General features: G+C 32.3%; 23 protein-coding genes. 16 read left to right on the forward strand and 7 right to left on the reverse strand.

The window, feature by feature from the left end:
• Positions 1 to 4: 4 nt before the first annotated feature.
• Together K7H06_RS20110 and K7H06_RS20115 are read right to left on the reverse strand one after the other, a co-directional pair.
• Positions 5 to 832, reverse strand: coding sequence for an MBL fold metallo-hydrolase (locus tag K7H06_RS20110; RefSeq protein WP_223037779.1), 828 nt, complete (start codon positions 830 to 832; stop codon positions 5 to 7).
• 17 nt (positions 833 to 849) lie between these two features.
• Positions 850 to 2,373 carry an HD domain-containing phosphohydrolase gene (locus tag K7H06_RS20115; protein ID WP_223037780.1) on the reverse strand — a complete coding sequence of 508 codons (1,524 nt, stop codon included), beginning with the start codon at positions 2,371 to 2,373 and terminating at the stop codon, positions 850 to 852.
• Positions 2,374 to 2,538: 165 nt separating this feature from the next.
• Here K7H06_RS20115 and hisD point away from each other — a divergent pair, with 165 nt between their 5' ends.
• The 4 genes from hisD to K7H06_RS20135 all read left to right on the forward strand — a co-directional run bounded on the left by hisD (position 2,539) and on the right by K7H06_RS20135 (position 7,751).
• Positions 2,539 to 3,801, forward strand: a complete 1,263-nt coding sequence (gene hisD / locus K7H06_RS20120; protein WP_223037781.1) for a histidinol dehydrogenase — start codon at positions 2,539 to 2,541, stop codon at positions 3,799 to 3,801.
• A gap of 140 nt (positions 3,802 to 3,941) precedes the next feature.
• A complete protein-coding gene (locus tag K7H06_RS20125; protein ID WP_223037782.1) occupies positions 3,942 to 5,615 on the forward strand; it encodes a SulP family inorganic anion transporter in 1,674 nt (557 codons plus the stop codon).
• Between the two features lie 284 nt (positions 5,616 to 5,899).
• The gene (locus tag K7H06_RS20130; RefSeq protein ID WP_223037783.1) at positions 5,900 to 6,799 is read left to right on the forward strand and encodes an MBL fold metallo-hydrolase; all 900 of its coding nucleotides are present in this window, start codon (positions 5,900 to 5,902) and stop codon (positions 6,797 to 6,799) included.
• A 142-nt stretch (positions 6,800 to 6,941) separates the two neighbouring features.
• Positions 6,942 to 7,751: an undecaprenyl-diphosphate phosphatase gene (locus K7H06_RS20135; protein ID WP_343216835.1), complete on the forward strand. Its 810-nt coding sequence runs from the start codon at positions 6,942 to 6,944 to the stop codon at positions 7,749 to 7,751.
• Between the two features lie 61 nt (positions 7,752 to 7,812).
• On the opposite strand, the gene K7H06_RS20140 is transcribed toward K7H06_RS20135, so the two are convergent.
• Entirely contained in the window at positions 7,813 to 8,931 is a 1,119-nt protein-coding gene (locus tag K7H06_RS20140; protein ID WP_223037785.1) for an HD-GYP domain-containing protein, read from the reverse strand.
• A gap of 195 nt (positions 8,932 to 9,126) precedes the next feature.
• Here K7H06_RS20140 and K7H06_RS20145 point away from each other — a divergent pair, with 195 nt between their 5' ends.
• From K7H06_RS20145 to K7H06_RS20200, 12 genes are all read left to right on the forward strand, one after another.
• Positions 9,127 to 11,121, forward strand: a complete 1,995-nt coding sequence (locus tag K7H06_RS20145; protein ID WP_223037786.1) for a sigma-54-dependent Fis family transcriptional regulator — start codon at positions 9,127 to 9,129, stop codon at positions 11,119 to 11,121.
• 250 nt (positions 11,122 to 11,371) lie between these two features.
• Positions 11,372 to 11,845: a Na+/H+ antiporter subunit E gene (locus tag K7H06_RS20150; protein WP_223037787.1), complete on the forward strand. Its 474-nt coding sequence runs from the start codon at positions 11,372 to 11,374 to the stop codon at positions 11,843 to 11,845.
• Between the two features lie 4 nt (positions 11,846 to 11,849).
• Positions 11,850 to 12,119, forward strand: a complete 270-nt coding sequence (locus tag K7H06_RS20155; RefSeq protein ID WP_223037788.1) for an MrpF/PhaF family protein — start codon at positions 11,850 to 11,852, stop codon at positions 12,117 to 12,119.
• Positions 12,116 to 12,412 (forward strand): monovalent cation/H(+) antiporter subunit G, encoded by a 297-nt coding sequence (gene mnhG / locus K7H06_RS20160; protein WP_246637588.1) that lies wholly within the window; start codon positions 12,116 to 12,118, stop codon positions 12,410 to 12,412. The genes K7H06_RS20155 and mnhG overlap by 4 nt, the downstream gene beginning before the upstream one ends.
• 5 nt (positions 12,413 to 12,417) lie before the next feature.
• Positions 12,418 to 12,657, forward strand: coding sequence for a hydrogenase subunit MbhD domain-containing protein (locus K7H06_RS20165; RefSeq protein WP_223037789.1), 240 nt, complete (start codon positions 12,418 to 12,420; stop codon positions 12,655 to 12,657).
• Entirely contained in the window at positions 12,654 to 12,926 is a 273-nt protein-coding gene (gene mbhE, locus K7H06_RS20170) for a hydrogen gas-evolving membrane-bound hydrogenase subunit E (RefSeq protein WP_223037790.1), read from the forward strand. Before K7H06_RS20165 ends, mbhE begins: the two co-directional genes overlap by 4 nt.
• Positions 12,927 to 12,948: 22 nt before the next feature.
• The gene (locus K7H06_RS20175; protein ID WP_223037791.1) at positions 12,949 to 13,368 is read left to right on the forward strand and encodes an MnhB domain-containing protein; all 420 of its coding nucleotides are present in this window, start codon (positions 12,949 to 12,951) and stop codon (positions 13,366 to 13,368) included.
• Position 13,369: 1 nt separating this feature from the next.
• A complete protein-coding gene (locus tag K7H06_RS20180) occupies positions 13,370 to 13,732 on the forward strand; it encodes a sodium:proton antiporter (RefSeq protein WP_223037792.1) in 363 nt (120 codons plus the stop codon).
• A 1-nt stretch (position 13,733) separates the two neighbouring features.
• On the forward strand, positions 13,734 to 15,206 hold the full coding sequence (locus K7H06_RS20185; RefSeq protein WP_223037793.1) for a complex I subunit 5 family protein: 1,473 nt from the start codon (positions 13,734 to 13,736) through the stop codon (positions 15,204 to 15,206).
• A gap of 12 nt (positions 15,207 to 15,218) precedes the next feature.
• Complete coding sequence (locus K7H06_RS20190; protein WP_223037794.1) at positions 15,219 to 16,667, forward strand: complex I subunit 5 family protein; 1,449 nt, start codon at positions 15,219 to 15,221, stop codon at positions 16,665 to 16,667.
• Between the two features lie 69 nt (positions 16,668 to 16,736).
• Positions 16,737 to 18,710: a complex I subunit 5 family protein gene (locus tag K7H06_RS20195; protein ID WP_223037795.1), complete on the forward strand. Its 1,974-nt coding sequence runs from the start codon at positions 16,737 to 16,739 to the stop codon at positions 18,708 to 18,710.
• A 28-nt stretch (positions 18,711 to 18,738) separates the two neighbouring features.
• Positions 18,739 to 20,718, forward strand: a complete 1,980-nt coding sequence (locus tag K7H06_RS20200) for a complex I subunit 5 family protein (RefSeq protein WP_246637728.1) — start codon at positions 18,739 to 18,741, stop codon at positions 20,716 to 20,718.
• Positions 20,719 to 20,770: 52 nt separating this feature from the next.
• Here K7H06_RS20200 and hpdA read toward each other — a convergent pair whose 3' ends face one another.
• From hpdA to hpdB, 4 genes are all read right to left on the reverse strand, one after another.
• Complete coding sequence (gene hpdA, locus K7H06_RS20205) at positions 20,771 to 21,709, reverse strand: 4-hydroxyphenylacetate decarboxylase activase (RefSeq protein WP_223037797.1); 939 nt, start codon at positions 21,707 to 21,709, stop codon at positions 20,771 to 20,773.
• Positions 21,710 to 21,884: 175 nt separating this feature from the next.
• Positions 21,885 to 23,144 (reverse strand): MFS transporter, encoded by a 1,260-nt coding sequence (locus K7H06_RS20210; RefSeq protein ID WP_223037798.1) that lies wholly within the window; start codon positions 23,142 to 23,144, stop codon positions 21,885 to 21,887.
• Positions 23,145 to 23,215: 71 nt separating this feature from the next.
• A complete protein-coding gene (hpdC, locus tag K7H06_RS20215) occupies positions 23,216 to 23,482 on the reverse strand; it encodes a 4-hydroxyphenylacetate decarboxylase small subunit (RefSeq protein ID WP_223037799.1) in 267 nt (88 codons plus the stop codon).
• A gap of 4 nt (positions 23,483 to 23,486) precedes the next feature.
• Positions 23,487 to 26,204 (reverse strand): 4-hydroxyphenylacetate decarboxylase large subunit, encoded by a 2,718-nt coding sequence (gene hpdB, locus K7H06_RS20220; RefSeq protein WP_223037800.1) that lies wholly within the window; start codon positions 26,202 to 26,204, stop codon positions 23,487 to 23,489.
• Positions 26,205 to 26,362 lie beyond the last annotated feature (158 nt).

Here is a 26,362-nt window from a genome sequence, read left to right on the forward strand (position 1 = left end):
CCTCCTATAAAAATAGATGCATACCCTCTTTAGCAGCAAAGGTATTCGGATATATTTTTTTTGCTTGTGTTTCAATAGATTCTAATTCTTCATCATAGCGATAGGGATCATGATGAAATAAAATTAATTTTTTAACGTATGCTTTTTTAGCTATTTTAACTCCGTTTTGCCATGTAGAATGGCCCCATCCTTTTTTATGAATATATTCTTCTTCTGTGAAATTTGCATCATAAATAAGAATATCAGTGTTTTTGATGAATTGTATTAGTTGAGATTCTGTTGTTTTCTGGTGTTCAATATCTGAAATATAGCAACAACTTTTACCTTCAAATTCTATACGAAAACCTAAAGCATCATCAGGATGATTAAGACGTAAGGTTTTAACCGTTAAATGATCATCTAAATGAAGTGTTTTATCTTGATAGATTTCATAAAAGGTGCAGTCAGCTTTTATTTCATCCCATGTAATAGGAAAATATGGGGGGGTCATAATATTTTTAATAATTTGTGAAAATGGAGTATTATCTTTTTTCTCTCCATAGAATATAAATTGATGATTCTTTTCATAAAGGGGAAGAAAAAAAGGAATACCTTGAATATGATCCCAGTGGACATGTGAAATAAAAATATGTGCTTTAATTTGTTCCTTTTGCTCTATCAAGCTTTTCCCAAGTTGACAAATTCCTGTGCCTGCATCTAGTATTAAAAGGTGCTTTCCTGCTTGAATTTGGACACAAGGAGTGTTTCCTCCAAATTGTATTGTATTTTTGTTTGGGGAGGGAGTAGAGCCTCGAACACCCCAAAAGAGAATAGAAAAATCATTATTTAACATGAAACGTCCTCCTTTTATTATTGAAGTATATCATGTATAAAAATATCAAGAAGGTCTTTATCGATATGATTCTTTTCTGCTTCATCTGAAAGAATGTCTAAGGTTTTAGTTATAGATAAAGCTGGTTTATAAGGTCGATCTCTAGCAGTTAAGGCATCAAAAATATCTACAATGGCTAAAATTTTTGATTGAATAGGAATTTCTGTTTCTTCTAAATGAAAAGGATAACCATGACCGTTCAATTTTTCGTGATGGTATGCCGCAATATGTGGAACATTTTTTAAATCTGCTCCCCAAGAAATATTTTTTAATATTTCGTAGGTATACAGAGGATGTTTTTCTATAGAGGTTCTTTCTAAATCTGTAAGATTTCCTCTTTGAACGGAAAGATGATTTAATTGATTTTCTGTAAGAATTTTTTTCTTTTGAAGATCAATATCTATAAACTCGGTTTGAGATATTATTTGAAGTTGATTCAATTCTTCTTCTTTTATGAAGTTTTTTGAATTAATGGAAACAATAAAATTATAGTATTGATCGATATCATTAAAAAGTACTAGTTCTGATGGGGTAATGGTATTATTTAATTTTTTTATTTGTAAATGCTTTTTTAAGTAATGAAATTTATATTTGATAACTTCCATTTCATGTTCAGATATTCTCTTTTCCTTTAGCAAAACAGATTCTTTCACACCGATTTTTCCAATATCATGTAAAAGACCAGCATAATAAATTTCATCTAACTGTTGCTCTGAAAAAGTTTGATCTTTATATTTCCCATAATCCATATTGTGAACAGCTTTTGCAAAATGGGTTGCATACTTTGCTACGCGGACAGAATGACCAGCTGTAGAGGGATCTCTTTGATCAATAGTAGTTACCATACTTTCTGTAAAAGTTTTAAATAATTCTTGAATTTCATCATATAATTTTCTACGTTCTAAAACAATTGCTGCAGAAGATGCAAGGGAAGAAATAATATGTATTTCTTGATCCGAATAGGAAATAATATTTTCACAAAAGGATTTGAATTGGGTTAAGACGGTATCATAATGTTTTTTCTTATTAAGAAGTTGTAGGATACCTATTACTTCACCTTTAAGGTTTTTCATAGGAATTACTAACATATTGATAGTTTTATAATTGATTTTTTTATCAAAGGAATCGTTATATTTTATGCCTAAAACATCAGGAATTTCATCTACACTTTTGAAATTATAAGGATTTCCTGTTAAAGCAGAAAAACCTGCAATACTGTTTTTATCAATAGGCATTACAAATTCTTTAAAAGGAAAATCTCTTGAATGATTACGTGCAATTTTAAATCTTAGATAATCTTTTTTTTCTTTTGTCTCTTTAATATATAAACTAGCACCATCGCTATCTGTGATTTTCATACTGACGTCTACGATTAATTCAAGGAGCGTATTTGTGTTTTTTTGTGTAGATAAGAATGTTCCGATTTTTGTAAAAAAATTGATCAGTTCTTCTTGTTTATGTAATTTTGATTGAATATTATTGGCAATAGGATGAGTAGTCATAGGAGACCTCCTTTAAAGTGATTTTAAAATGAGAGTAATTTATAAAATAATCATATTACAATCTATAAAAAATGTCGAATAAATTCAATAAATTTGCTAAAAATCTTTTAAGGGATATGGTATACTGATACTAATACTTTATTATGATAAAGAGGTGAAGTGAAAATGATTCAATTAAAGTCAGCAGCTGTTAAAAAAGAGCAAGAAGAAAAAAATGTACAAAAAAGGGTTTCAGAAATCATAGAAAGAATCAGAAAAGAAGGAGATGAAGCTCTTCAAGAATACAATACTTTGTTTGACAATTGTCATCGAGAAAGCTATCAGATTACACAAGAAGAGATTCAAAAGGCTTATAAAGAAGTTAAACAAAGTACCCTTGAGGATTTAAAATTTGCTGCAAAAAATATTGAGCAATTTGCAAAAATGCAAAAGGAAATCATGTGTGATTTAAAAGAAAAAGAAGTATTACCTGGGGTTTTTTTAGGACACCGAGCCATTCCTATAGATGCTTGTGCAGGATATGTGCCAGGAGGAAGATATCCACTACCTTCATCAGCCCTTATGTCTATTATTCCTGCAAGAGTAGCAGGTGTGAAAAGAATCGTTACCTGTTCGCCTGTTGTAAAGGGAACAACATCTATTCATCCAGCCACTTTAGTTGCTATGGATTTAGCAGGAGCTAATGAAATCTATGCTATGGGTGGAGCACAAGCTATTGGAGCTTTAGCTTATGGAACAGATTGTATCAAGGCGGTAGATCTAATTGTAGGACCTGGAAATCAATATGTAACAGAAGCAAAAAGGCAGGTAAGTGGCAAGGTAGGAATAGATTTTTTAGCAGGGCCTAGTGAAGTTGTAGTTATTGCGGATCAGGCAGCAAACCCTAAAATCATTGCAGCAGATATTTTAGCCCAATCTGAGCATGATCCACAGGCAAGAGGGATCCTTCTTTGTACAGATGAAAAAGTAGGAAGGCAGACGATAAAAGAAGTAGAAAACTTTTTAAAAGAATTACCTACAAAAGATATTGCAAGAGAATCTTGGGAAAATAATGGAGAAATTATTCTGTTTAGTACATTAGAAGAAGCTATTTGTATGTCTAATGAAATAGCACCAGAGCATTTAGAAATTCAAGTGAAAAATCCTGACGATATGGTATGGAAGCTTACAAACTATGGATCTCTCTTTATTGGAGAAGGCGCAGCAGAAGTATTTGGAGATTATGTGGCAGGAACAAATCATATCTTACCTACTATGGAAGCTGCACGATATACAGGTGGCGTATGGGTAGGAACTTTTATGAAAATTGTTACCAATCAAAGGGTAACAAAGGAAGGATTGAAACAAATTGCCCCTGTTGCATCAAGACTTGGAGAACTCGAAGGACTATTTGCACATAAACTTGCAGCAGATGTGAGATTAAAATAAATAATGATCTCTATAGTAGATAAAAGGTCTATAAAAAATTTGTAGAAAAAGTAAAAAATAGGTTTGTATTATATTACCAACAGGAGTATAATGATACACGGTTTTATATGACTTTTTATCTACTAAGGAGAGAAAACAAAATGATACCCAAATTATTTACATGCTTAAGGGATTACAACAAAGAACAATTTTTAAAAGATTTTGCAGCAGGAATTATTGTAGCAATTATTGCACTTCCTTTATCAATAGCCCTTGCTATTGCATCAGGGGTGTCTCCAGAAAAGGGACTAATTACTGCTATTATAGGAGGCTTTTTTGTTTCACTACTAGGAGGAAGCAGGGTTCAAATCGGAGGACCTACAGGTGCTTTTGTAGTCATTGTTTATGGAATTGTACAAAAATATGGATTAAGTGGACTGACGGTTGCAACTGTTATTGCAGGTATTTTTTTAATTTTAATGGGAGTACTCAAGCTGGGAAGTATGATTAAGTTTATTCCATATCCTATTACAACAGGATTTACAAGTGGGATTGCTATTATTATTTTTTCATCTCAGATCAAGGACTTTTTTGGGTTGAGTATGGACAAGGTACCAGCAGATTTTATTCCAAAATGGACAGCATACTTTGGAAATTTTCATACAATCAATGGAGCGGCTCTTCTGGTTGGAGCGTTATCGATTTTGATTATTGTTTTATGGCCAAAGGTGAATAAAAAAATTCCTTCCACATTGATTGCTATTATTTTTGTGACATTTATTAGTATTTTATTGAAATTAGATGTTGCAACTATTGGGAGTCAATTTGGAGAGATTTCTACATCTTTATCTATGCCAAGCTTGCCTCAGATCAATCTGAAGATGATACAAGAATTGATTATGCCAGGAATTACAATCGCCTTACTTGGAAGTATAGAATCTTTATTGTCTGCAGTAGTAGCAGATGGAATGATAGGAGGAAATCATCGTTCAAATATTGAGCTTGTTGGGCAAGGGGTTGCCAATATATGTTCATCCTTGTTTGGGGGAATTCCTGTAACAGGAGCAATTGCAAGAACAGCAGCAAATATTAAGAATGGTGCAAGAACACCTATATCAGGAATTGTTCATTCTATTACGTTATTGTTGATGATGCTTATTTTGATGCCTTATGTGAAATTTATCCCTATGGCAGCTTTAGCAGCCATCTTAATGATGGTGGCATATCATATGGGAGAATGGCATGCCTTTAAAGAATTATCTAAAAGTCCTAAAAGTGATGCCATCATTCTATTGACCACCTTCTTTTTAACAGTGATTGTAGATTTGGTTGTTGCTATTGAAGTAGGCATGGTACTTGCAGCCTTTTTATTTATGAAGAGAATGGCAGATGTTACAGACTTTAAGTATTTATTGGAAGATAATCAAATAAAAGATGATCTTCCTATCTATGAGAATGTTTCTAAAAAAATTGCCTTTTATGAAATTAACGGCCCCTTTTTCTTTGGTGCGGCAGATAAATTTATAAAGGTCATCAAAGAGGTAGAACATTCTCCGCAGGTATTGATTTTGAAAATGAAGAATGTTCCTGTCATAGATGCTACAGGATATGCTGCTTTAAAGCAATTATACGATATGAATCAACAAAGTAATACAGAATTGATTCTTATGGAAATACAAGAATTACCTTTGAGGATATTAGGAAACTATGGCTTTATAGAAACCCTAGGAAAAGATCATGTATGTGAATGTTTAGATGAAGCTATTGAAATGGCAAATAGATTTATTGATGAGGAATCAATAGAAGCTGTGAAGACCCTTCCTGTTATGCAATAAGGGATTCATTATTAAGTAAAAGTTCTGTTCAGTACATGGATAGAACTTTTTATTTATTTTTAGTAGAAATGTTATAATATAAATAACTAAATTTTCTTGTATAGATTGATTGTTGGCCGTTAATATAGATGGGTTATAGATGTATAATTTTAATATTTAATTTTTTTATTGATTGAATCAATTAGGATATAGATGATGATGTTTATATGTTATTAAATAATATATTTACTTTTCAAGAAAATATATATAGTTTATTATGCGAAAATGAGCCTTAGGAGGATAATATGGAGATCAACAAGATAAAAGGAAATACTTATAATATAGTGTCAGGAACTAATGTAGGAGTATTTGTATTTAAAGATCGTTATGCATTATTGATAGATACAGGAAATCAGAATCAACAAGCACGAAAAATTAGCGAAATGTTGAAAGAAAATAATATGAATCCTAAGTATATTGTCAATACGCATCATCATATAGATCATATGGGAGGGGATTATTTTTTTAAGGAGCATTTTTCAGGAAGCATTATTTATACGACACAAAAGGAAAAAATATATATTGAAAATGATGAATTGTTTTGTATGCAGCTTTATGGAGCAAGTCCTATAAAAGAATTGCGAAAGAATTTTATGAATACAAAAGAAATAGCTGTAGATCATTTATTAAACGAAGGAATAGAAAAGATTAATAATGAAAAATTTGAGATTATTTCTCTACCAGGACATACAGATGGACAATTAGGCATAGCCACAAGAGATGGAGTATGTTTTTTAGCAGATTCATTAATGGGAGAAGAAACTCTAAAAAAATATAAAATGCCATTTCTAGTAGATATACAAAAGCAAATGGATACCTATGAAAAAATCGAAAGCTTAGAATATGATACGTATATACTGAGTCATTCTCACAAGGTTTACGATGAAAGGGAAATAAAAAATGTTGTGAAAGTAAATAGAGACAATTTACAAAGATACATAGATTTATCAAAAGAATTACTTCAGCAGCCTAAGACAAGAGAAGAATTGTTGGAAGAAATGATTATTTTAGAAGAATTACAGGTAGATTTTGAAGAATATCATTTTCTATATACCACAATAGGCGCAATTTTTTCTTATCTACATGAAAAAGAAGGGTTAAAATTTCAAATAGAAAATGGAAAGCTGTATTATTATCAAGAATAGAAAAATTCACATTTCTTGCTTTTCATAAGAAATACAACTATACTAGTATAAGATTAATATACAAGTAGATAAGAAAAAGTTTTGGTTTTGTGGTATTAATCCGAATGAAATAATTATTAGTGCTTATAATTTAGAGGAGGTCATATTTGTGAATGATATGATAAAAGTAATTATACTTTCTATTGTAGAGGGAATCACGGAATTCCTGCCTATTAGTAGTACGGGACATCTTATTTTAGTAAATCATTGGATTGAGTTCAAAGGCTCTTTTGCCAATGCCTTTGATGTAATTATACAGTTTGGTGCTATTTTATCTGTTGTTTGTCTATATTGGAAAAAATTGAATCCTTTTTCAAAAAGGAAAAGTATGCGACAAAAAAGAGATACGATGAATCTTTGGATGAAAGTTGTTACGGCATTTATTCCTGCCGTTATTTTAGGACTTTTAATAGGAGATTATTTGGATCAGTTATTTAACCCTACTGTAGTAGCAACAACTCTTCTTCTTGGAGGGATTGCGATTATCTTGTTAGAGAAAAGAAGAAAGTTTCCAAGAATTAATTCTATTCAAGAAATGACTTTTAGAACAGCATTTATTATAGGAATCATTCAATGCCTTGCTATGGTTCCTGGAACATCTCGCTCTGCTGCTACCATTATTGGGGCAATGCTTTTAGGAGCTAATAGACAAGTGGCTGCAGAGTTTTCCTTTTTCTTAGCTATTCCGACTATGGCTGGAGCTACCGTTTATTCTTTGATGAAAACAGGGATCAATATTACTTCTAATCAATGGATGCTTTTACTTGTTGGAGTAATTGTTTCGTTTATTGTGGCATTAGCAGTAATTGCTTTCTTTATGAAATATATAAAGAAAAAAGACTTTAAAGTATTTGGATATTATAGAATTATTTTAGGTGTTTTGATATTAGCGTATTTTAATTTTATGAATTAATCATAAAAACCTGCTGTTCTAAGACAGCAGGTTTTTATTTTAAAATGTAAAGGAGGAGTATTTACAAGATGAGTTGTTTTATTTTCCAATAGGGCCTATAAGTATTTAAATCAATGATTTTATTAGTAGATAATAATTTTATAAGAGGTTTATTGATTTGTTTGTCGTTTATAAAAACGATTTCTCCAATTTCTTGATTATCTAGTTTTACCTTTTGTCCGATAAAGCAACATCCTATATATTTTAAGAAAGTATATAATATGTTTAGGTCTAATAGATTTTTATATTCTGTTTTCATGATTTTTAACACATCAAATACAGTGAAGGTACCTACTTTTTCTGTTATTAAGGTGTTATAAACATCAGCTACGGCAATGATTCTACTATATAAAGGAATATCTGATGCTTTTAATCTCAAGGGGTATCCTTTACCATCTATTCTCTCATGATGGGTGAGTATGGTTTGCTTTATTTTGTGACTAATACAGGTATAAGGCTTTACAAGATTATAACTATAGATTGCATGCTTTTGAATTTCCATTTGTTCTTCATAAGATAAAGAACCTTTTTTGTATATTATTTCTTTTGGGACTTGAAGTTTTCCCACATCTATAAGCATTGCTGCTAAGAATAATTCTTCCAAATCATCTTCAGAAAGATTCATCCATTTGCCTATAGAATAACTTGTTAAAGCCACATTGTAGCAATGGGTGTAAATGCTATTATCCAGTTTTCTCATGATTTCAATTAGTTGAAATACGTTTGTTCTTAAATTGAGAATTTTAAGATTAGCTTTTGTATGTTGCTTTAATACATTAGTAGGTAGCTCTTTTCCTTCTAATATATATTGAAAATCAGTAGAGATTCTTTTTTTTATAGAAGGCAAGCTTTCCTTGAGTGTAATGATTTCTTCTTCTAGTGTGTTTACTAAAGACATATCCTTTGCATCAGGAATAGGAAGTTCTTCTTCCTTTCTAAATGGATTGTTTTTATACACATGAATTTCAACATTTTTAAGTTGATGTTTATCTAATAAATCCTTGATTCTCTGAGATGATGTTACTTTATATCCTTTGCTGATAAGTTTTCTTCCTTGGTGATCTAATATATCTGTTGCAATAACCATATTCTCTGCTAACTGAGTTAATGGTATTTTAATTGTCTTTAATTCAGGAGCCATAGTTATTCCCCCATTTCTAATTTGTAATTAGATATTTGAATAATTCCTTCTACTATAATTTTACCCTAAAAACCATAAAAATTTATGGGAATAGGGAATGATTTATATATAGGTCTTTATTCCTGTAAGTTGACTTATTATAATGATATAAAAATGATATAATAAATAAAAATAAGGATTATAGGAGGAATTTATTTGCTTGGAAAAAAGTTACTAAGCAAAAATGAAGGTTGTATGAAAGCATGGGAATTATTTATCACCAAGGGGACAATACAAAAAGACTTAATAAGAGATGTAATTGCGTATTCTTGGATGCGTAGTAAATTACATGGTGTAGATCCAATGGATGAAGGAATTCGAAGTGAATTATGTGATGAAGCTTTTGAAGAAAGATATAGAGACAGTATAGCTTTAATTAAAACGGCAATGCCTTTTATGCATAGCCTTCGTCAAATTGTAGAAAACACAGGGTTTCTTGTAAGACTTACAGATAATGACGGATATGTTATAGAGTGTATTGGAGATCGGGATCTTGTTGAGAAATATGGCAAACTAAATATCTATAAAGGATGCAATGTGAAAGAAGAAGTTATCGGAACAAATGCAATAGGAACAGCCCTTGAAATTGGACAACCTATTCAAGTTATAGGTGCAGAGCATTATTGCAAACAATATCACAATTGGGCATCTTCAGCATGTCCTATAAGAGGTGAAAAAGAAGAAATAATAGGGGTTTTAAGTGCTACAGGTCCTAATGAAAGTGTTCATCCTCATACTTTAGGAATGGTTGTTGCAGCAGCTCAGGCTATAGGAAAAAAGATGAAGTTAGAAAAGACCAATAAAAAGCTTGACCGAGCGAATAAACATTTTTATGCCATTATGGAATCTATTTCAGAAGGATTAATTTGCACGGATAATAAAGGAACCATTATGGATATTAATTTATTTGCACGAAGATTTTTAGGACTCAAGGAAGAAGATATATTAGGGAAAAATATTCATGCCATATTAGATCAAAAAAATTATGATAGAATTATGAGAAGAATCAAAAATGGGAAGAAGTACGAAGAGGAAGAAATTTATTTTAAAACCAAGAAGGGAAAAGATATTTCTTGTATTGTGACGGTAACTCCCATATTAGATCGAGGAACCAATGAAGTAGAAGGCGTTGTATTTACCTTTAAAGAATCAAAAATGATTCACAGTTTGGTCAATAAAATCGTTGGTGCAGAAGCCAGATTTAGGTTTGATGATATATTAGGAAAGAGTAAGCAAATAAAAGAAGCCATACGATTAGCTACTTTAGCGGCTAATACCAATGCTACCATACTATTATTAGGAGAAAGTGGGACGGGAAAGGAGCTCTTTGCCCAAGCTATTCATAATGAAAGTCCAAGAAGGAAAGAACCTTTTGTATTTTTGAATTGTGGAGCCATTCCTAGAGAACTTGTAGGAAGTGAGCTTTTTGGATATGTAGAAGGGGCTTTTACAGGAGCTAAAAGAGGCGGGCATCCTGGTAAATTTGAGCTTGCTGATGGAGGGACCATCTTTTTAGATGAAATAGGGGATATGCCTTTAGATACCCAAGCCAATTTACTAAGGGTATTAGAAACAAGACAAATCGTAAGGATTGGTGGCCATAATGTGATTCCTATTGATGTAAGAGTGATTGCTGCTACTCACAAAGATTTAAAAAAAGAAGTAGAACTTGGAAATTTCAGAGACGATCTTTTCTATCGATTAAATGTAATGCCTATCAAAACGCCATCATTAAGAGAAAGAAAAGAAGATATAAAAATATTTATTGATTATTTTGTAGAAAAATTTAGTAGGAGCATGGGAAAAAATATAAAAGGGGTAAATGAAAGCTTTTATAGAGGGTTGATGAATTATCATTGGCCAGGGAATGTGAGAGAATTACAAAATGTGATTCAGTTAGTTGTCAATATAGTAGATCATGGAGAAGTTCTTGTATATAAGCACTTACCTAATAATATGAAATCTAGCAATCTTCCAAAGGGGATTGGACTTACAGAACAGCTTGTGTCTTTAGAAGAAATTGAAAAAATGGCTATTGTAAAAACCATACAAGAAGTAGATGGGAATTTAGCACTAGCTTCTAAAATTTTAGGGATTGGAAGAAGTACTTTGTATAGAAAAATACAGAAATACAATCTTAAAACGTATTAAAATGAAACACATGTATCAAAATGAAACTCTTGTGAAAAAGATAACAAAGAAATATGTATCAAAATAGAACATATATTGATAGAATTGAATGATTTTTTTCAATTCTTTTTTTGTTTTTTTGAAAAAAGTAATAGTTGGGTATAAGTAAAATGAAAGCTTTTAGTAAAATTGTGTATTTATATTAGAAGTATTGGCATAAATATTGCGTATAATAAATACCAATAAATAAACTATAAATACGGAGGATGTTATGAATAGAGGGATTCGATTGTTTTTTTTCATGGTTTTTTGGATGGTGTTAGCAGAAACAATAAATATGGAAAGATTATGGATAGGAGGAGTGATCTCTTTAGGGGTATATGCTTTGAATAAAGATTTAATTATTTCCAATGGAGGAAAATGTTTTCAAGTTGTTAAAAAAATATCTTGCTTTGTTACTTATTTATTTATACTGATGAAAGAAATTGTTATAGCAAATTTTCAAGTAGCAAAGATTGTACTCAGCCCCAAAATGAATATATCTCCAGAAATTGTGAAATTCCATTCAAAGTTGAAAAGTGACTTTTATAGAACCATTCTTGCTAATTCAATTACTCTTACACCTGGAACTCTTACAGTTTTTATGGAAGGGGATGAATTGATTGTTCACTGCTTAAAGAAGGAGTATATAGAAGATGTTTTAAATTCAAAATTTGAAAAAATACTTTTAAAAATAGAGGAGTAGGAATATGATACAAAAATTATTGATATTTTCATGTCTTTTCTTATCTTTTACCATTATATTATGTATGATTCGAGCTTTAAAAGGACCAAGTGCAGCAGATCGCCTTGTTGCAATTAATGTAGTTGGGACAAAGACCATTATATTGATTTCAATTGTTTCATTCATTTTAAAGGAGAGTTATTTTATTGATGTGGTGTTGGTTTATGCACTCATTAGTTTTGTAGCGTCTATTGTTATTGCTAATTTTATAGAGAAGGAGGGGAAAGAATCATGAAAATGATTCTAATGACCATTTTTATGTTGGGCGGATTATTTTTCTTTACTGTTGGGACGATAGGAATTTTAAGATTTCCTGATTTGTTTACAAGAGCCCATAGTGCAGCAAAATGTGATACTTTAGGAGCGGTACTATGTTTAATTGCACTAATGATTTATAGTGGATTGAATTTTACAAGTTTAAAGTTATTATTGGTGATTGCTTTTCTTTGGATTACAAATCCAACAGCCACGCATTTAATATCAAAGGCAGCCTTTATGAAAGAAAAGAATAAAAAGATAATGGAGTGAAAAAAATGGAAATTTTTAGTATTGTCATGCTTTTATTCTTAATCATTGCAGCTATCTCTGTATCTGTAGTTAAGGATTTATTAGGAACGATTATTATTTTTACTGTTTATAGTCTGATCATGGCTATTCTTTGGCAGCAATTAAATGCGCCAGATTTAGCTATAACGGAAGCGGCAGTTGGTGCCGGGATTACGACTTTGTTATTTGTTCTTACATTGAAGAAAATAAGAGGTGCGGGTAAATGAAAAAAATAGTAGCAATACTTTTGACCATGATTATTATAGGGGTTCTTCTTATTGGTGTTGAGGAACTTCCTAAGTTTGGAAAACAAGACAATCCAGCAAATAATTATGTGATGGAAAAGTATATAGAAGATGGAGTGAAAGATACGGGTGCATTAAATATTGTAACAGGGATTATACTGGATTATAGAGCTTTTGATACTTTTGCAGAAGCTACTGTATTGTTTACAGGAGCTATTGCAGTGTTGATGGTTTTTAAAAAAGAAGAGTAAATATAGAAAGTGAGTGCTTTATATGCATAATACTATATTAAAAGAAATAAGCAAAATCATTATTCCTTTTATTCAGATTTTCGGCATCTATGTGATCTTTCATGGACATCTTTCTCCTGGAGGCGGTTTTGCAGGTGGAACCATTATTGGAACAAGTTTTATTTTATATAGAATTGTCTTTGGAAAAGATGAAGCGAGGAAGAAATTTAGTTATAAAAGATTGATGAAATTCATGTGCAGTGCATTGATCCTTTATGGCATTTTAAAAGGATATAGTTTTATTACAGGAGGGAGTAATCTTCATTTGCCACAACTTCCCCTTGGAAAACCTGGAAATATTTTAAGTGGTGGATATTTGTTACCCTTAAATATAGCAGTAGGTATGATTGTATCTGTAACTGTATACTTTTTTTTCAGTTTGTTTTATGAAGGAGAAATATAATATGGAAAAATTATTGACAAATTATTTTGAAACGGGATCCATGATTTTGTTTGGAGTAGGTTTTGTAACATTATTACTTCATAATAATTTAATAAAAAAAATTATTGGGATGAATATTATGGATACAGCTGTATTTTTATTTTTTATTGCAAAGGGAAGTATACCAGGGAGAGAAGCACCTATTATTACGGGTGTTCATAAAGGAATAGAAGGATATATTAATCCTATCCCTACAGCCCTTATGCTTACGGGAATTGTTGTAGCCGTGAGTGTTACTGCCTTTGCGCTGGCTTTAACGGTAAAGCTTTATGAAAAATATGGAACCGTTGAATTAGATGAAATTATGAAGATGAGGGGGGATTAGGATGATTTATGCAAATAATTTTCCACTACTGATTATATTAATTCTTTTTATCAGTGCATTTACTATGCCTCTGATTAAGAAAAATACTAGGGTAAAAATATTGAGTTTATCGACTATGGGAGTGTGTTTTGCTTTAGGGATTGTTACATTACTATTTGTCATGGAAAATGGAAGCTTTTCTTATAAAGTAGGCCACTGGGATGCGCCATGGGGAATAGAATTTCAAATTGGAACGGTAGAAAGTATCATGGCTATTTTATTTACAGGTGTGGCTACACTTGTTTTGTGGTATTCCGTTTACAGTATTGAAAAAGAAATAAAAGGAAACAAAGTAGGTTTTTATTATTTACTCATCAATATTTTAGTAGGAGCTTTATTGGGAATGGTCTTTACAAATGATTTATTCAATGCTTTTGTTTTCATTGAGGTCATGACACTAGCTTCTTGTGGAATTATTGTTGTAAAGGATAAAAAAGAAAATATTGCGGCTACTTTAAAATATTTAATCTTAAGTAGTTTGGGTTCAGGGCTTGTCTTGATGGGAATTGCATTTTTATATGACATTACAGGAAATCTGAATATGACTTATATACATGAAGAATTGATGAAAGGGTATGGAAGTTATCAAAATACACTCCATATTGCAGCAGGACTTTTTACAGTGGGGATTGGTATAAAAAGTGCTATGTTTCCTATGCATATATGGCTTCCGGATGCTCATTCAAGTGCTCCGTCATCCTCAAGTGCCATTCTTTCAGCACTGGTATTAAAATCACCTGTTTTACTCCTTATAAAAATATTATATAGAGTATTTGGTGAACAAATCATTAGTGAGTTTTCAATACTTAACTTGATTTTAATACTAGGAACTGTAGGAATGATTATGGGTTCAGTTTTTGCTATAAAACAAAAGGAAATAAAGAGAGTTATTGCTTATTCAAGTGTTGCTCAGATGGGATATATATTCTTTGGAATAGGTCTTGGAAATAAGCTAGGGCTTACTATGGCCATCTTTCATATCATAGGTCATGCAGTGACTAAATCTGCATTGTTTTTAACGGCGGGTAGGATGATTGAAAAAACAGGAAAGAAAAAATTAGACCAGTTAAAGGGAATCGGAAAGGAAATGCCTTATACATTAGGGTTATTCACCATGGGAGCTCTATCTATGGTAGGGATTCCAATACTTCCAGGATTTATCAGTAAGTGGTATTTATCCCTTGCAAGTATTGATTCGGGTAAAATGATCTATGTTGTCGCTATACTACTTAGTAGTTTATTAAATGCAGCTTATTATTTTCCTATCGTTGTAAATGGGTACTTTGGAGAAGAAAATATAAAAGATAAAGTTTATAAATCTAAGGAAAAAGATACAAAAGCACTGATTCCTTTAGGGCTTTTAATTGTAGGAATGATTGTTGTAGGGGCAATTTCCCATAAAATCATGGATATAATTGCTTTAGGAATTGTATAGGGAGGTTAATATATGAATGCATTGATACTTGTTCCCATTTTGATGCCCTTTTTACTAGCCATGATAGGAACGAAGGTCTTGTATAAAGACAAAAATATTAGAAATATGTATGCCATTGTAGGCGTAAGTTTAAATTTATTAGCTTTGATTGGAATCCTTTATATGGGTGGAGGGGAGATTCATCTATTAAAGATCAATCCATTGATAGATGTTTATTTTAAAATAGATAAGCTAGGGATATTATTTTCTTTATTGGCATCTATTTTATGGATATTTACGACATTCTATTCTTCTGTATATATGGATCATGAAGGGAAACAAGAAAGATTCTTTATATTTTTTATATTAACCTTAGGAATTACTTTAGGGATTGCTTTTTCAGGAAATTTGTTTACTTTATATATTTTCTATGAATTATTAACACTAGCCACATTCCCCTTAGTAATTCATGCAGGAAGCAAAGAAGCTTTGTACAGTGGTAGAAAATATTTAATTTATTCATTTGGAGGAGCAACCTTGGCTCTTTTAGGGATGATTTTGCTCTTTAGTATTAGTAACAATTTAAATTTTGTTGAGGGTGGGGTATTAACCAATATTGTTATAGATAATCCCAAATTGATGCTAGCTATCTTTTTAGTCATGTTTATTGGGTTTGGTGTAAAAGCAGCTATTGTACCTTTTCATTCGTGGCTTCCAGCTGCAATGGTAGCCCCTACTCCTGTAAGTTCCCTCCTTCATGCTGTAGCAGTTGTAAAATCTGGAATATTTGCATTGGTTCGAGTTTGTTATTTTATCTTTGGTGCAGATGTGATCAGAGAGATTCATGGAAATACTTATATAGGGATATTGGTTTTTCTAACGATTCTTTTAGGTTCTCTCTTAGCATTGCATCAGGAAAATTTAAAGAAAAGACTTGCTTATTCAACTGTAAGCCAATTAGGGTATATTGTACTTGGGATTATTCTTTTAAATCAGGATGCATTGATTGGGGGTCTTCTTCATTTGATCAATCATGCGGTCATAAAAATCACCTTATTCTTCTGTGTAGGAGCCATTTATTTTATGACTCATAAGAAAAATATAGGAGAGATTAAAGGAATCGGAAAACAAATGCCAGTAACTATGTGGTGCTTTGGAATAGCATCTATTTCCCTCATTGGTATTCCTCCAACAAATGCATTTGTAAGTAAATGGTTTTTAGCCCTTGGAGGATTATCTGAAAATAAGGTTATTTTCCCAATTATTCTATTAGTAAGTGCTTTTCTTACAGCTGCATACTTATTACCTATTGTAGTGACAGCTTTTTTTCAGGGGGAAGAAAACAAAGATACAGAAAAGTTAGATCCTCCTCCTGGAATGCTCATGCCTATTGTTTTATTAACAGGGATTATCATTTTTCTAGGATTATTTCCAAATGTCATTCTTCATTATATACAAAAAATTGTTGAGAATATCGTATAAAGTAAAAAAATATGGATGAGCATAGGCAATAGAATATTGTAAAATTTTTACGAAAGAGGGGAAAGTGCTTTGATCTATAAAATAGCTTTGATGGTAATATTGTTATTGCCTAGTGTGGCTGCAGTTATAGGCTATATGTTAGGAAAGAAAAGTGAAAGAAACAGGGATTTGTTTAATGTGATTGTAACGGGGATAGAATTATTGATTGTCATCCTTCTGTACAAAGAGGTTATGAGAGAACCTATTGAACTTGTGATATCAGATATTATGGGTACAGGTCTATATCTAAAATTAGATGGTTTTCGATATATATTTGTATTTATTAGTGCGTTCATATGGTTTTTGACTACCATATATTCTACCCAATATTTAATAAGATATAAAAATAGAAACCGATACTATGCATTTTTTATGCTTACTTTGGCTAGTACGGTAGGAATTTTTTTATCTGAAAATATATTAAATCTATTTACTTTTTTTGAGATTATGTCTTTTACTTCCTATGCATTAATCATTCATGACCAGGATGAATATGCTTTAGATGCGGGGAAAATATATATTGGTATGGCTATTGCTGGTGGAATGGTGCTATTAATGGGATTATTCTTATTGTATGAGTACACAGGGGTTTTGAATATTAGTCAATTAGGAGAGTCTATAAAAGTTTTAGGTAGTATGAAATATCTTATAAGCTTTTTGATTATTGTTGGATTTGGAGTAAAGGCTAGTATTGTACCCCTTCATGTATGGGTTCCAAAGGTTTATCCAGCAGCCCCTACTCCTGCTAGTGCAGTGCTTTCAGGAGTGCTTTTAAAGACTGGATTGTTTGGCATTATGATCACAACAGAAATTTTAATGCAAGGAGATTTTATGGTTTCTAGTGTTATCTTTGGATTAGGTCTTGCCAATATGTTTTTAGGAGGGCTGTTAGCACTATTCCAAAGAAATATTAAGAGGGTATTGGCATACAGCGGAATGAGCCAGGCAGGATATATTCTAGTAGGAATTGGCCTTTGTGGTATATTGAAATCTCATAAGGCTATCGCTGTTTATGGAACCCTTTATCACATGATCAATCATGCTGTATTTAAAGTACTGCTTTTTATGGGGACAGGGATTATTTATATGGTTTTGCATGAGGTAAGTATTAATAAAATCAGGGGTTTTGGAAAACATAAAAAGATACTTAAGGGTGTTTTTTTCATAGGCCTTTGTGCCATTATAGGAATGCCAGGATTCAATGGATTTATAAGTAAAACTCTTTTACATGAAGCTTTATATGAAGCTTATAACTTATATCCTAATACTTGGATGAATTTAGCAAAAATGATCTTTACCATAAGTAGTAGTTTCACAATAGCTTATATGCTGAAAATTTTTGTTACTGTATTTATGGAGAAAGATGAAAAATATAAAGGACAATTGAAAGATCATATAAAAAAAAGAGCATTACTACCTATGGTGATTTTGAGTATAGCTATTTTGTATATAGGAATGAAGCCAGAAAGTATTCTTGTAGTACTTAACGGAACTGTAGAAAATTTTGGAATAACCCAAGGGTTAGAGGTTCATTTTTATACGGCTAGCAATATAAAAAGTTCATTTTTAACAATTTTTATAGGAATAGGTATCTATATAGGATTTGTTAGAGGATATTTAAGAAGGGTGGATGGAAAGGAAATACTCTATGTAAATCCATCTCTTCGTTGGTTCAACCTTGAAAGAAATGTATATGCACCAGTTCTTAAGGGTACTTTTTTATCTACCTCTGTAGTTTTTCATGTACTAGATAGGGCCGTGGTAAGTAGTGTTCACTATATAGGAGATGCTCTTAAGGGGTTTAGTGGAATGAAGATTAAGGGTAGTTCCTATAGGGAGTTTAGTACGAAAAAAGGTGAAGATTGTGTTATAAAGGAGAAAAGAGAGTTATATAGTTTAAAAGAGGTGATAGCAAAACTATCTAGAAATATGAATAGTTTAATGTATTCTGTATTTGTGGTTGCGGCAATTCTTGCAGTAATGCTAGTACTATTAGTTTTTTAAATATTTATAAAGAGGGTGATCTTTGTTGATGGATCAAATAGCATTGCTCATGATTTTAATCCTTCCGGCAATAAGTGGGGCCATTGGATGGATACTAGGTAGAAAAAAAGAGAGGTATCGAGATGTTCTGAATATAATGATGACAGGGATAGAATTTTTATTTGTGCTTCTTCTTTACCCTAAGATTTTAAAGGGTTCTATTACCTTTTTTATACCAGATATTATGGGAATTGGACTTTATTTAAAATTAGATGGTTTTAGATATATTTTCATCTTTATTACTACCTTTGTGTGGTTCTTAACCACTATGTATTCTACCCAATACCTTATAAGGTATAAAAATAGAAATAGATATTATGCTTTCTTTATGTTTACTTTAGCGAGTACAGTGGGAATCTTTTTATCTGAAAATATTTTAAATTTATTTACGTTTTTTGAAATCATGTCTTTTACATCTTATGCTCTTATTATTCACGATGAAGATCAATATGCTCATGATGCAGGAAAATCTTATTTAGGAATGGCTATTGCTGCTGGAATGGTCTTACTCATGGGATTGTTTCTATTGTATGATTATACAGCTACTTTAAATATAAGTGAGTTAGCTGAAAAGGTAAGGGCGATAGGAAATATTAAATATTTAATCAGTGGATTAATCATTATAGGTTTTGGTACAAAAGCTAGTATGTTTCCTTTTCATGTATGGTTGCCAAAGGCTCATCCTGCAGCACCTACTCCTGCTAGTGCTGTTCTTTCAGGGATACTCATAAAAACAGGAATTTTTGGTATTATTGTAACGGTATGGATTATGATGGAAGGGGATAAGTTCCTTTCTATTGCAATATTAATTCTTGGTTTTATCAACATGTTTGTAGGTGGATTTTTTGCATTGTTTCAAAGAAATATTAAAAGGATTCTTGCATATAGTAGCATGAGTCAGGCTGGATATATATTAGTTGGAATAGGTCTTGTAGGATTATTAAAAGACCATAAAATTATAGGGATCTATGGAACTCTTTATCATATATTCAATCATGCTATATTTAAAGTGTTGTTGTTTATGGGAGCAGGGATCATTTATATGATTTTACATGAACTCAGTATCAATGTCATTAGAGGTTTTGGAAAACATAAAATTTTATTAAAGAGTGTGTTTTTCGTTGGACTTTTAGCTATTATCGGCATGCCAGGATTCAATGGATTTATCAGTAAAACCCTTTTGCATCATGCTTTAGGAGAGGCCCATAAAATGTATCATAGTATGTGGTGGACTTTAGGGGAGATTGTATTTACCTTAAGTAGTGGCTTTACAGTAGCTTATCTTCTCAAAATCTTTATTGCTGTTTTTATGGAGAAAAATGAAAAATATAAGGGACAATATAAGGAGCATGTTCGAAAAAGAGCATTATTTCCTATGGCTATTTTAGGAATCGTTGTGATTTTCATAGGACTTAGGCCAAAACTTTTATGGCCATTAATAGAAAGTGCTGCCAAAACTTTTAATATTAATGGACATATAGAACCTCATTTTTATACTTATGAAAACGTACAATCTTCAATTATTACTATTTTAATAGGCGTATTCGTTTATTTAGGTTTTATTCAAATGTATCTTAGAAAGCATGATGGGGATAAGTTCTTTTATATCAATCCTTCTTTAGGATGGTTCAATCTTGAAAGAGATTTTTATCATCCAATGCTTCGAATACTTTTTACATCTACATCAGCAATTTTTCATTTTTTAGATAGAATTGTAGTGAATATGGTATATTTGGGAAGGGCAGGAATAAAAGCTTTAAGTGGTATCCAGATTAGAAGAGAAAAATATAGAAAACCAGGAACAAAAAATGCTGTGGATGTAAAGCATTTTATAAAGGATATTCATTTTGAATTCCATAGTTTATCGGATGTAATGGGAAGAGCATATAATAATGCAAACAGCTTGATGTATAGTTTGTTCATGGTAGCTGTTATTCTAGCAATTGTTTTAGTTATTCTTGTTTTTTAGTAAATAAAAAAAGTCCAATAGGGAAAAATCCTTATTGGACTTCTTTGATCAATTAAAAGCCAGTATCATGACCAATATAACAGGCAATATCATTATCTAGGAAAATATCTTGAATCGCATTTAATTTGTCAGGTGAAGTAGGTTTTTCGTTTCTATAAGGATATACCTTTCCTAACTGACTCCATTTTGAATCTCCTAACCTATGGAAAGGAAGAATATTGATTTCGAATAATCCAAGTTTTTTCATAAACTGAAGCGTCTCATGGATATTTTTATCTGTATCATTAAAGTTTCGAATGACAGGCATTCTTAAAACCAATCTACCTCCCCAAGAGGAGTGAGTCAAGTTTTCGATATTTTTTAAAATTAAATCATTATAAACACCTGTCTTTTCTTTATGCTTTTCTCGATTCATATGTTTTACGTCAATAAAGGCAAAATCAACTAGATCCATTACTTGAAGAAAATCATCTGGATTTGTATAGGCAGTAGTTTCTATAGCTGTATGGATATATTTTTCTTTACAAAGATGAAGCATTTCCAGTAGAAATTCTTTTTGCAAAAATGCTTCTCCACCACTGAAGGTGACACCGCCTTTTTCTCCCCAATATTGACGATCACGAGAAAGGACTTTCATCAAATCATTTGGGGTATACCATTTACCGCAAACCTTTAAAGCTTCATGATAGCAGACTTTCGTACAATCAAAGGTTTTGCAATTGTTACAAATATTCCAATCGATAGACATATTTTCATCATTAAAGTGGATGGCATCATAGGGGCAAGCTGAAATGCAGCGATTACATCCTTTAGTAAATTTACATTTACTTTGTGCAAACATAAGTTTTTCTTTATAGGTCCAACCTTCAGGATTGGCACACCATTCACATTGAAGGGGACATCCACTCAAGAAACATATGGTTCTACATCCAGGGCCATCGTGGACAGAATAACTTTGAATATCAAAGAGCAATCCTTCTTTTTCTTTCATTTGTCTAAACTCCTTTTTATTCTTTAGGAAATTATAAAGTTAAAAAAATATAGATAACTTATGATTGAAAAATCAAATGTTCAACTACTTTGAGTAAGTTTCATTACAAAGGAGTGGCTTTGTAATGAAACTTACGAAATGAGCATATGCGATTAGCATAATGCGAATTTTTTCATCATTTATGTTCAGCTGATAAAGGTAAGAAGAATGCCACGACTGCAGAAATAGCAAAGGAACAAGTTGCGAAAATAATAGAGTTTTGATAATTTCCTGATAGGTCAAATAAGTATCCGCCCATGAAACTTCCTACAGCAGGGCCAATCCCCATAACGATTAAAGTGGCAGCTCCCCAAATTTTTCCTAAAGTTTTTCCACCATAAATAGAACCTGCATATCCAGCAACACCACCAGGTTCAATAGCCCAATAAACAGCAAATAAAAGGCAAGCGATGCCACTAAAGGCCATAGTAGATTTTGTGCTGAGCAAAAAGATACAAGCGATGACACCCATTATAGGAGCAAAAATTAATACGGTTTTTCTTCCCTTTGCTTCTGAAATAGATTTGGTTACAATATGGTCTGCGATTTTTCCCATAAGGGGCATGGTGAAAATTCCAGCAACACCAATAATGACATATAAATTTGTAGCCGTATCTAATGATAATTTAATATCTCGGGTCCAATACATAACAACTTGTGTCCAAATTAAAAATTCAGCTACCATACTCGTTAAGAAAGCTACGATTGCGCCCCAAATAGCAGGTTTGCTGAAAGCTTCTCTTAAGGTCCAAACATATTCATCTTTTTTAGAAGAGTTGCCTGTTTTTACAAGCCCAAAAGGTTCAAGACCATAATCTTGTGGATTTTTCTTTGCTACCATAGCTGCAATGACAAGAGCGATAAAAACAACAACAGCTAAACCCTTCATAGCTAGACGCCAATCCATGGTCAAAAGTACTTTTTTTACACCAAGGCTTAAAATAACTTGTGCAACAGGAGCACCCATAAAGGCAAATCCCCACATAGTAGCGTAGGATTTTCCAACATACCATTTACGAACAGAAACCGTTGAAGAAACCCAAAGCATACCAGTACCAATACCAGCAAAAATCACGTATGGAATCAAATAGGATAAATAAGTTTGTGCATTGCTGGTGATATAAAAACCAAGGGCTGCACAAACGGAACCGATGGCATAAGCTGGTTTTGTTCCCCATTTATCAATAATCATACCACTAAAAAAAGCAGTAATGGCATAAACGGTCATCATCAAAGAATATCCTAATGATAACTGGGAAACACTCCATCCTAAGCCCTTTGACATAGGACCTAAAAGGACAGAGAAGGTGGATCTATAACCAAAAAGACAAAAAACAGCAAGCCAGGAAGCAAGAACGACCATATGACCTAAATGTTTTGCTTTTCTTTCATCCATTTTCAAACCTCCTCATTTTATAAATAAGAAGAGCGCAAAATACAAAGGCGCTCTTCTTTTGCTCTTACAAATTATTTTTCTTTATAACCTTGGCAAGTTACAGCGCAAAGTTCACCATATGTCCATGACTCTTTTTCAAGTCCCGTACAAGTACCAATATTTTCACTATTAGGATTTGCAAAATGAGCACAATTCTTACATTTTTTTAGTGCAGTAAATTTTGGACAAGTATCTGTATCTGTAAAAATGATATTATTGGTTAATCTACAAATGCCTTTCGCAACATCAATTGATGCGAAATTTAAGCAATCATTATGTTTTTGATTTGTTTTATCCATTATTTTACACCCCTTCGTATTCAGTTCTTGCAACTACTTCATCTTGTATTGGTTTGCCGATTTCACACCAGTATTGTGTAAAGCCTGCAACCCGAACCATTAAATCTCTATAATTTTCAGGTTTTTCTTGAGCTGCTCGAAGTACTTTAGAGTCAACGATATTGTATTGAATATGAAATCCTCCTTTTCTCATATAAGCTCTAGTTAAATCTAATAGCTTTTTAGACCCTTCCATGCCTTTTATTGCACTTGGGTGGATTTTTAAGTTCATTTGAGAGTTTTGAGATTGAGTATGATCCCAAACAGTAGCAGAGTTAAACAAGGCATAAGGTCCATTTTTATCTGTTCCAGGATAAGCAGACATAGAACCATCTGCATAAGTGGTACCAGCTAGACGACCATCAGCAGAAGCAAGGGTTGCGCGACCTTGTGCTCCATGGGTTGATACAGAAATTTGACAAGCATATAAAGGTTTTGCATAAAGGGATTCATGGTTTCTACACATACTGCAGAACCAAGCCTCGTATTCTTTTAAGATAGTATCTGCATATAGATTGTCATTACCGTATTTTGGAGCTGTCAAGCAATCTCCATAAAGATCGTCATAAGGATCGTTAGCTTCTGCTTTTTCTTGATCTGCTAAAGAATAGCTTCCTATTTCATCAGCAGCTTTAAAACCAAAGTTATGAAGAAGTGCTTCCTTCATGGTATCGATGCTATATTTTTTATCATCATAAACGAGTTTTTTAATAGCTGCTAAGGAGTTTACCATATTTGCAGTACCGCAGCTTTCTACATTAAAGGTTCCGTTGTAACGATATCCTAAGTGACCGATATGTTGGCCTTTGTCTAAGCAATCTGGTTTTAACATAGAACTAAATATGGACATATTATGTCTTCTCCAGATATCGTGTTGAATATTATTAGTTGTGGTTAAGCAGTCAACAGTCATGTCATAATAATCTTTGAAAGTATCCCACAATTCTTCATAAGTTTCAAGCTTTTTATTGTGAGGTGGATATACTTGAATATTTGTTCTATGATCTTTCCCGTTTGTAAGAACTAATTCAAGTACCTTTGGATTTGCGATAAAGTGTACACCTACACTAGTTGGCTGACCAGCACCCCCTGGGATTTCATAAGTTTTTCCATTAAGGGTTAAAGTTTTCCAACAGGCAGGAGAAGTTTCAAGACATCCTCCAATAGCGAAGGAGCGAGCTTCTTCTACAGTCATTCCTTCAGGACCATATTGTTGCAATAAGAATTCAATACCACCTCGGTTGTTCATCCAAGCTGGATATCCTGTACCTGTTTTATCACATTCAATACATTTTAATAAGAATTCTTCTGGCAATTTCTCATCATAAAGAACAGATAGTGTTGGTTGTGGTGTTGAACAAGTAATACCTGCTTCTACAATAAGCATTTCTAAAGGGTTCGTAGCAGACTGATTATCTCTTGTTAAACCACCAATGCTTAAGTTATTAAAGGTATTTCCAGAAAGAACACCACCTACTACTCCAGTAGATGCAAAGCAGTCAATACAGGTCATTTTGATTCTGTGAAGTTCTAAAAGTTCAAGAACTTCTTTTTCGGTAATACGATTATTTTCTATATCTTGCTCAAACCATGGATAAAGAATTTGTCCAAGTCTTCCAGGGGATAATCCTGAAATAGCATCTTCATTTAAGCAAGTAATATGTACAATATAAGCAAGTTGAAGAGCTTCTCTAAAGTTGCGAGGTTGTTTATGTGCAATCCATTCTAAAGAAGATGCTATTTCCTCATACTCTTGTTTTTGAACAGGGTCTATCGTTACAGAGAAAAGTCTCTTTGCTTCTTTTACATAATTTAGAATCCAAGTTTGTACCCCTTCTAGTACAATTCTTACAGCTTCATAGAAATACAAACGATCCATGCCAGTAAGGCCATCTCCGTTGGCTCTTCCTGCAACCTTATTTTTACAATCTTTAGCCATTTCTATAAGGGCATCAAAACCATATTGTAGTGGATAATAATAGTTAATGATTTCACGGCCCTGTGGTAAAGTGAATCCAGAATCAAACATACAAATAAGGGTTCTCATAATGTTTTCTTTCATCTGATATTCTGGAACCATTTGTTCATACTTATGTCCTAAGTCATCTATACTTCTTCCAACCCATTCTTTAGCCAATTTCACTAGAACAGGAATTTCTTCTTTGCGCATTCCAAACTTACCAGCGATGGAGACCACATTGCCAAAGCTTTCAGTAACATTTCCACCGCCTGTACCAAATTTACTCAATTCGCCAGAACTAGCACTTCCTCTATCAAGTGCTTCTTTGTAAAGTTCGTCCTCTTTTGCTACGAAAAATCCTTCAGATAACCATGGCATAGGGAAGGAGCCTCTATAATAGCTTGCCTTTTGCATGACGAGCTTTTCACCAGGGAAGATTACAGGCGTTAGATGAGAAAAAGCACATTTTAGTGCTTCTGCACGTCTTACAACTGCCACTTCTCCTTCTAATTCATCCCATTTACGAGTATACCAATAAGGAAATTCTGTATTAGCAGAAGATAATGTGTCATAATAAATATCCCTTAATTTTTTTGCTCTTTCTGTAGGCTCTTTTTGTACTTCTCTATCAATCATTTTTTCTGGTGCATTCCCACCAGCTTGGAAATTGATGGGTAATCCTTTTGCAGCTAAAATATCTGCTAATTTTTTCTTAGTTCCCATCAAAACCCCCCCTTTTTTTAGTTGGATTTTTTTAAATTAATCATATAGTTATAACAGGTTGACTAAAATTCATGTACAATAATGTTTATTGTATTCATGAAAGAAATATGACAAATTCATATAGAAATAGTTTTTTTTGAATTTATTGTAAACTAAAA

The organism is Crassaminicella profunda, assembly GCF_019884785.1.
GTDB classification, from domain to species: domain Bacteria; phylum Bacillota; class Clostridia; order Peptostreptococcales; family Thermotaleaceae; genus Crassaminicella; species Crassaminicella profunda.

Coding starts and splice junctions, on each gene's coding strand:
- K7H06_RS20110 (WP_223037779.1), bottom strand. CDS start 832: ATGTTAAATAATGATTTTTCTATTCTCTTTTGGGGTGTTCGAGGCTCT.
- K7H06_RS20115 (WP_223037780.1), bottom strand. CDS start 2,373: ATGACTACTCATCCTATTGCCAATAATATTCAATCAAAATTACATAAA.
- hisD (WP_223037781.1), top strand. CDS start 2,539: ATGATTCAATTAAAGTCAGCAGCTGTTAAAAAAGAGCAAGAAGAAAAA.
- K7H06_RS20125 (WP_223037782.1), top strand. CDS start 3,942: ATGATACCCAAATTATTTACATGCTTAAGGGATTACAACAAAGAACAA.
- K7H06_RS20130 (WP_223037783.1), top strand. CDS start 5,900: ATGGAGATCAACAAGATAAAAGGAAATACTTATAATATAGTGTCAGGA.
- K7H06_RS20140 (WP_223037785.1), bottom strand. CDS start 8,931: ATGGCTCCTGAATTAAAGACAATTAAAATACCATTAACTCAGTTAGCA.
- K7H06_RS20150 (WP_223037787.1), top strand. CDS start 11,372: ATGAATAGAGGGATTCGATTGTTTTTTTTCATGGTTTTTTGGATGGTG.
- K7H06_RS20155 (WP_223037788.1), top strand. CDS start 11,850: ATGATACAAAAATTATTGATATTTTCATGTCTTTTCTTATCTTTTACC.
- mnhG (WP_246637588.1), top strand. CDS start 12,116: ATGAAAATGATTCTAATGACCATTTTTATGTTGGGCGGATTATTTTTC.
- K7H06_RS20165 (WP_223037789.1), top strand. CDS start 12,418: ATGGAAATTTTTAGTATTGTCATGCTTTTATTCTTAATCATTGCAGCT.
- mbhE (WP_223037790.1), top strand. CDS start 12,654: ATGAAAAAAATAGTAGCAATACTTTTGACCATGATTATTATAGGGGTT.
- K7H06_RS20175 (WP_223037791.1), top strand. CDS start 12,949: ATGCATAATACTATATTAAAAGAAATAAGCAAAATCATTATTCCTTTT.
- K7H06_RS20180 (WP_223037792.1), top strand. CDS start 13,370: ATGGAAAAATTATTGACAAATTATTTTGAAACGGGATCCATGATTTTG.
- K7H06_RS20185 (WP_223037793.1), top strand. CDS start 13,734: ATGATTTATGCAAATAATTTTCCACTACTGATTATATTAATTCTTTTT.
- K7H06_RS20190 (WP_223037794.1), top strand. CDS start 15,219: ATGAATGCATTGATACTTGTTCCCATTTTGATGCCCTTTTTACTAGCC.
- K7H06_RS20200 (WP_246637728.1), top strand. CDS start 18,739: ATGGATCAAATAGCATTGCTCATGATTTTAATCCTTCCGGCAATAAGT.
- hpdA (WP_223037797.1), bottom strand. CDS start 21,709: ATGAAAGAAAAAGAAGGATTGCTCTTTGATATTCAAAGTTATTCTGTC.
- K7H06_RS20210 (WP_223037798.1), bottom strand. CDS start 23,144: ATGGATGAAAGAAAAGCAAAACATTTAGGTCATATGGTCGTTCTTGCT.
- hpdC (WP_223037799.1), bottom strand. CDS start 23,482: ATGGATAAAACAAATCAAAAACATAATGATTGCTTAAATTTCGCATCA.
- hpdB (WP_223037800.1), bottom strand. CDS start 26,204: ATGGGAACTAAGAAAAAATTAGCAGATATTTTAGCTGCAAAAGGATTA.